This is a genomic window from Limosilactobacillus kribbianus (assembly GCF_026413145.1).
Taxonomy (GTDB): Bacteria; Bacillota; Bacilli; order Lactobacillales; family Lactobacillaceae; genus Limosilactobacillus; species Limosilactobacillus kribbianus.
Window position 1 is genome coordinate 1 of record NZ_JAOVYZ010000071.1, and the last position, 6,304, is coordinate 6,304.

The 6,304-nt window shown below is 52.8% G+C and carries 6 protein-coding genes; 5 read left to right on the forward strand and 1 reads right to left on the reverse strand.

Features of this window, described 5'->3' with window-relative positions:
- Nucleotides 1–127 precede the first annotated feature (127 nt).
- Nucleotides 128–835: a class A sortase gene (locus OCT58_RS09745; RefSeq protein WP_267202644.1), complete on the forward strand. Its 708-nt coding sequence runs from the start codon at nt 128–130 to the stop codon at nt 833–835.
- A gap of 55 nt (nt 836–890) precedes the next feature.
- Here OCT58_RS09745 and OCT58_RS09750 read toward each other — a convergent pair whose 3' ends face one another.
- On the reverse strand, nt 891–1,355 hold the full coding sequence (locus OCT58_RS09750; protein WP_267202645.1) for a low molecular weight protein-tyrosine-phosphatase: 465 nt from the start codon (nt 1,353–1,355) through the stop codon (nt 891–893).
- Nucleotides 1,356–1,493: 138 nt separating this feature from the next.
- On the opposite strand from OCT58_RS09750, the gene OCT58_RS09755 reads away from it, so the two are divergent.
- From OCT58_RS09755 to cshA, 4 genes are all read left to right on the forward strand, one after another.
- Complete coding sequence (locus OCT58_RS09755; RefSeq protein ID WP_267202646.1) at nt 1,494–2,054, forward strand: LemA family protein; 561 nt, start codon at nt 1,494–1,496, stop codon at nt 2,052–2,054.
- Between the two features lie 10 nt (nt 2,055–2,064).
- Nucleotides 2,065–2,958: a zinc metalloprotease HtpX gene (gene htpX, locus OCT58_RS09760; RefSeq protein ID WP_267202647.1), complete on the forward strand. Its 894-nt coding sequence runs from the start codon at nt 2,065–2,067 to the stop codon at nt 2,956–2,958.
- 111 nt (nt 2,959–3,069) lie between these two features.
- A complete protein-coding gene (locus OCT58_RS09765) occupies nt 3,070–4,395 on the forward strand; it encodes a UDP-N-acetylmuramoyl-tripeptide--D-alanyl-D-alanine ligase (RefSeq protein ID WP_267202649.1) in 1,326 nt (441 codons plus the stop codon).
- Nucleotides 4,396–4,463: 68 nt separating this feature from the next.
- Nucleotides 4,464–5,960 carry a degradosome RNA helicase CshA gene (gene cshA, locus OCT58_RS09770; RefSeq protein ID WP_267202648.1) on the forward strand — a complete coding sequence of 499 codons (1,497 nt, stop codon included), beginning with the start codon at nt 4,464–4,466 and terminating at the stop codon, nt 5,958–5,960.
- The last annotated feature ends 344 nt before the right edge of the window (nt 5,961–6,304 follow it).

Sequence of the window (6,304 nt, forward strand, 5' to 3'; positions counted from 1 at the left end):
GAATTTAACCTATACCAGTTGACCAAAGCCAATGATAATTAGAGGTTATCATGCGGTGACCAGAAAACAAGTTGTATAGTAGCAAAATCCGAAAGGATATATTTATAGAATACGAGGAGGATATGGGATGAAAAAGCAGAAACATTCACGGCAATGGCTCCGCTGGACGGCGGTAGTAGTTCTGCTGGTTGTTGCGGTCTGCTTGATGTTTAACCAGCAGATTAAAGAACACCTGGTCAATACTTACCGGCCACAGATTACCCGGCAGACGATCAAGCGGGACTCTAAGAAGAAAGCGACCTATAACTTTAGCGACGTTAAGGATCTTAACTTCCAAACCGTTGCCAAGGCCCGGGCAAAGAAACAGCCGATCAATATTATCGGTGAGATCACGGTACCGGACATCAAGATGACAATTCCAATTGCCAAGGGGGTCGATAATACCACCCTGGCGCTAGCCGCTGGAACGATGCGATCGGACATGAAGATGGGGCAGGGAAACTACGTTCTAGCTGGGCACAATATGGCCAACGGCAGCAAGATTCTCTTCTCGCCCCTGTACTACCACGCCAAGGTTGGTCAGATGGTCTACATCACTGATTTGAAGAACGTTTATGAGTACAAGATTTACCAGCGCAAGTACATTGCCGCCACCGACGTTCAGGTGGTAAATAATACTCAGCAGAAGATCATTACCTTGATCACCTGTGATGCCACCGGGGCGCGGCGGTTGATGATCCGTGGTAAATACATCAAGAAGGAACCATTTAGTCAGGCCCCAAAGAAGGTTCAGAAGAACTTCAGTGAGAAGTACACGACGGGGCGCAATTCATAAAGATAATAAAAATTCCATCGACAACCACTTGGCTGACGGTGGAATTTTTTAGTTTCTAATTTAACTGCTTGCGGATAATGGCGAGCCAGTGTGGCAGGGCGACGGCAAGACTCTGGTAGGTATCCTCGAAGCGGTGGGTGTACCAGGGATCGGGAATCTCCGCGTTCTCCTTGCCAGGGACCGGCTCGTTTGCCAGGTGAATCTTGCCCATGGCGTTTTTGGGAGCCAGGCGGTGGAGCTCGTCCAGGTTCATCCGGTCCATGCAGATGATGTAGTCGGCCCGTTCAAAGTCCTCGTTCGTGATGTGGCGGGCAATCAAGCCGTCCGTCGATAAGCCGTGTTGATGCATCACGGCCGCGGCACCCGGGTGGGGACCATTGCCGATTTCCTCGTAATTCAGCCCGGCGGAGTCGACCTTGATCTGATCACTAAGCCCGGCCTCCTTGACTAGCTGGCGAAACATTGCCTCGGCCATCGGGGAACGGCAGATGTTGCCGAGACAGACAAATAAAACATTCACGTAAAACACCTCGCTTTTGATTTCTAATACTATCATACCCAAAGAGATAAGCTTTTGCTAAGGAGGCGCCAATTTAATTTTCTTTGCCGGGCGGGTTTGGTAAAATGGGATCAGTATTAACAAAAGGAGGAATGATTGATGACCTGGATTATTGTAATTGTCATCCTGGTGATTCTCGTGGCGATCTACGTGGCCCTCTATAACGGCCTGGTTCAGCTGCGGGTTCACGCCCAGGAATCCTGGAGCCAGATCGACGTGCAGCTGCAACGGCGCTCCGATTTGATCCCGAACCTGATCTCCACCGTCAAGGGCTACAGCAAGTACGAAGCCTCGACCCTGGAAAAGGTGACCCAGTTGCGGACGGAGCTGAATAACGTTCCGGATACGGACCGGGCAAAGAAGATGGAGGTTTCCAACGAACTGTCCGGCACTCTGCGGACCCTGTTTGCGGTTTCCGAAAACTACCCGGACTTGAAGGCCAGCGCGGAATACCAAAAACTGATGGAGGAATTATCCAACACTGAAAATAAGATTGCCTACTCTCGGCAACTGTACAACAGCACGGTTGCTGCACTGGATGCCAAGATCCAGAGCTTCCCGAGCAATCTGGTTGCCAAGATTCATCACTTTACGGCAATGGACTACCTGGCAGTCCCAGAGGAATCCAAGACCGTCCCGAAGGTTTCCTTCGACGACTAGGTGACGAGCGATGCTATACCAACAAATTGCGCGCAATAAGCGGAAGACCGTTCTGGTGATGGTGGGCTTCTTCCTCCTGGTTGCGTTGATCGGCGCGGCGATTGGCTACCTCTTCGCCCGGTCGGCGATGTCGGGGGTGATTATTGCCGGGGTGATTGCAGTGATCTACATGGCGGTAATGATTGGCCAATCGACGGAGGTCGTCATGAACATGAATAATGCTCGTGAAATTCACTCGGCGAGCGAGGCCCCGGAACTTTGGCACGTTGTCGAAGATATGGCGATGGTGGCCCAGGTACCAATGCCACGGGTTTTCATCGTCAACGACCCGAGTCCGAACGCCTTTGCGACTGGAAACAACCCGGAGCACGCGGCAGTTGCGGCCACGACTGGCCTATTGCAGATCATGAACCGGGAAGAATTGGAAGGCGTGATGGGGCACGAAATGAGCCACGTCCGTAATTATGATATCCGCCTGCAGACGATTGCCTTGGCGTTGTCGGCTGCTATTTCCGTCTTGGTGAACTTTGCCGGGAACTTTTGGTGGTTCGGCGGCAGCCGCGACGATGATGACGACAGTGCCGGCGGCGTGTTGGCCATTATCGGTTCAATCCTCCTGATTATCCTGGCGCCCCTGGCGGCTACGATTGCTCAGATGGCCCTGTCACGGAACCGGGAGTATCTGGCAGATGCTGGTTCGGTGGAACTGACGCGGAATCCGCATGGCCTGATTTCGGCACTGGAAAAGTTAAAGGGGGCTGAACCAATGCAAGCGGCCAATCCAGATAGTGCTGGCCTTTACATCAGTGATCCGGAGCTCAACGCCAAACATCGGCCCTTTGCCCACCTCTTTGATACTCACCCGCCGCTAGATGACCGGATTAAGCGGTTAGAAGAAATGTAAAATAGGCTTATAGCACTGCCTGGTATTTTAGATCAGGTGGTGCTTTTGTGTTGCATTTCGATAACAGCTGATTCTTTTGATGGTTCTTGAAATTTAGGCGCGCAAAATGATATCGAACAATGGAAAGATGTTGAGTTAACCAGCGTTTCTTTCGATAGCCGTCACCTAGAAGCGGGAGCACTTTTTGTGCCGCTTCAGGGAGCACAGGACGGTCACCGCTTCGTGCCCAACGCCTTTGCCAACGGAGCCGGGGCGGCATTGTGGGCAAGCGACCATGAAATTGTTGACCACGAGCATCCCTTGCTGGTGGTAGACGATCCACTAAAGGCTCTCCAAAAGCTGAGCAAGTACTACTTGCGCAAAATCAACCCGATTGTGGTGGCCGTTACTGGCAGCAATGGTAAGACGACCACCAAGGATATGATCGCCTCGATTTTGAGCACCCAGCTGAACGTGACGAAGACCCACGCTAACTTCAACAACGAGATTGGGGTGCCGGTGACCCTGCTCAACATGGAAGCAAACACGGAAGCTGTCGTTGTTGAGATGGGGATGGACCGGTTTGGTCAGCTTGACTTTCTGAGCAAGTTGGCGTCTCCGGACATCGCGGTCATCACGATGATCGGCGAGGCCCACATCGAGTTCTTCGGGACCCGTGACCGGATTGCCGATGCCAAGATGGAGATCACACATGGCCTGAGTGAGGATGGGACCCTGGTTTACAACGGTGACGAGCCACTGCTCAACGACCGGGCCGCCAAGATCGACCAGCGACTGGTTCGCTTTGGCCGGCACCTAGACGATGATATTTACGCTACCAGTGTCAGTGCCGGTGAACGCTCAATCGACTTCCAGGTCAACGAATGGCCGGATAAATCCTTTACCATCCCGATGGTGGGTGAGTACAACGTCAATAACGCCCTGGCTGCCATGGCGGTAGGCCAATTGCTGCACATCACGCCGGACCACATGAAGTCCGCCCTGGCCAACGTTGAGCTGACGGAAAACCGGGCCGAATGGGTGGCCGGCAAGAAGGGCGAGCAAATTCTCAGTGACGTTTACAATTCCAACCCGACCGCGGCCAAGCAGGTTTTGAAGACAATCTCGGCAATGCCCACGAGTGGCCGGCGCTTTGCGGTTCTCGGAGACATGTTGGAACTGGGAGAAGCCAGCCCACGGTTGCACGCCAGCCTAGCTAGCCAAATTGACCCGGAAAAGATTCAGGAAGTTTACCTGGTTGGTCAGCAAATGGCGGCGCTGAAGAAGCAATTGGAAGAAGACGGTTACCCAATGGATGCCGTTCATTACTACCAGGCAGATCAGTTAGACCAAGTAGCGACGGATTTGCAAGCCATGCTGCGTGGTGACGACCTGGTCCTGCTTAAGGGCAGCCACGGGATCCACCTCGAACGGGTACTAGACGCAATTAAGAAGTAATTAATGAATGAAACGGTGGGGCTGTGGCATTAGTTACAGCCCCATCTGCATAACTAGGAGGAATATTTTTGAAGTTTAGCGAATTAGGCTTATCGGAAAGCTTGTTGAAGGCCATCAAGCGCAGCGGTTACGAAGAGGCCACCCCAATCCAGGAACAGACGATCCCGATGGTCTTAGATGGCCAGGACGTGATCGGTCAAGCGCAGACCGGGACTGGAAAGACGGCTGCTTTTGGCCTGCCGATTATTGAACATGTCGACACCAAAGATCCAGATATCCAGGCGATCGTGATTTCGCCAACGCGGGAGTTAGCCATCCAGACCCAGGAGGAGCTTTACCGTCTGGGCAAGGACAAGCACGTTCGGGTTCAAGTAGTCTATGGTGGGGCCGACATCCGGCGGCAAATTAAGAGCTTAAAGCAACACCCACAGATCCTGGTCGGCACGCCCGGTCGGCTGCGGGACCACCTGCATCGCCACACGGTCAAGTTGGATAACATCAAGACTTTGGTGCTTGATGAGGCCGACGAGATGCTCAACATGGGCTTCTTGGAGGACATTGAAGCAATCATCAAGCAGACACCAGCGGATCGGCAGACCCTGCTCTTCTCCGCTACGATGCCGCCGGAGATCAAGAACATCGGTGTTAAGTTCATGACCGATCCTAAGATGGTGCGGATCAAGGCCAAGGAACTGACCACCGACCTGGTTGACCAATACTACGTGCGGGCCAAGGACTATGAGAAGTTTGACATCATGACCCGGCTGATTGATGTCCAGGATCCGGCCCTGACGATTGTTTTTGGTCGGACCAAGCGGCGGGTTGATGAATTATCCAAGGGCCTGATCGCCCGGGGTTACAACGCGGCCGGTATTCATGGCGACCTCAGCCAGGATCAGCGGACCAAGATCATGCGTCAGTTCAAGAATGGTCAGCTTGACATTCTGGTTGCCACCGACGTCGCTGCTCGGGGGCTTGACATTTCTGGGGTGACCCACGTTTATAACTACGATATTCCGTCCGATCCCGACAGCTATGTTCACCGGATTGGCCGGACGGGCCGGGCCGGGCACCATGGCGTATCCTTGACTTTCGTGACCCCGAATGAGATGGACTACCTGCACGAGATTGAAAAGCTGACCCGGGTCCGGATGCTGCCGTTGAAGCCGCCAACGGCTGAGGAAGCCTTCCGGGGTCAGGTTGCCACGGCCTTCAACGACATCGATGAGCTAATCGCCCAGGATTCAACGGACCGTTATAAGGATGCAGCCGCCAAGCTTTTGGAGACTCATGATGCTGTTGACCTGGTGGCGGCCCTGTTGAACAACATGACCAAGGAAGCTGCGAGTGAGGTTCCGGTCAAGATCACGCCGGAACGACCGCTGCCACGGCGTAACCGCCATAACCACCAGCGGGGACGCAACGGCAATTCCGGACATTATCGTCGGCATGATGGTCACGGTCGTCGGCACGGTTACCGTTCCAACGGCCATCGCTCAGACAACCATGGCAAGAGCCACTCTAGTCGGCACGCATTTAACATTCGTCACCGGAAGGACGACTAAACAACCTAAGATTAGTTCAGAACGAAGTGGGAAAGAACTCGCAAGAGAAGTTCGTCTTCCCATCCCCGTCGACGCGGAGCAAGCCTATTTGGGAGACTAGCTTCGCGTCGCAGCCAGCTAATTTATAGGCTATGTAACAGCAAAGAGGCTAGGTTAATTCCCCAATGTCATTAAGTTAAGCTATTGACATTTGGGATACCAAAAGAGTGAGCCTTTATTTACGGCAGATTGTAAAATTTAAGTTGAACATTTAAGTGGACAGAAAAACCCATCAAGGTCTTTAATGGTGTTACCACACAATCCATTAGAAAGAAGGACCTTGATGAGCACCACTATTTTATCAT

Coding starts and splice junctions, on each gene's coding strand:
- OCT58_RS09745 (WP_267202644.1), top strand. CDS start 128: ATGAAAAAGCAGAAACATTCACGGCAATGGCTCCGCTGGACGGCGGTA.
- OCT58_RS09755 (WP_267202646.1), top strand. CDS start 1,494: ATGACCTGGATTATTGTAATTGTCATCCTGGTGATTCTCGTGGCGATC.
- htpX (WP_267202647.1), top strand. CDS start 2,065: ATGCTATACCAACAAATTGCGCGCAATAAGCGGAAGACCGTTCTGGTG.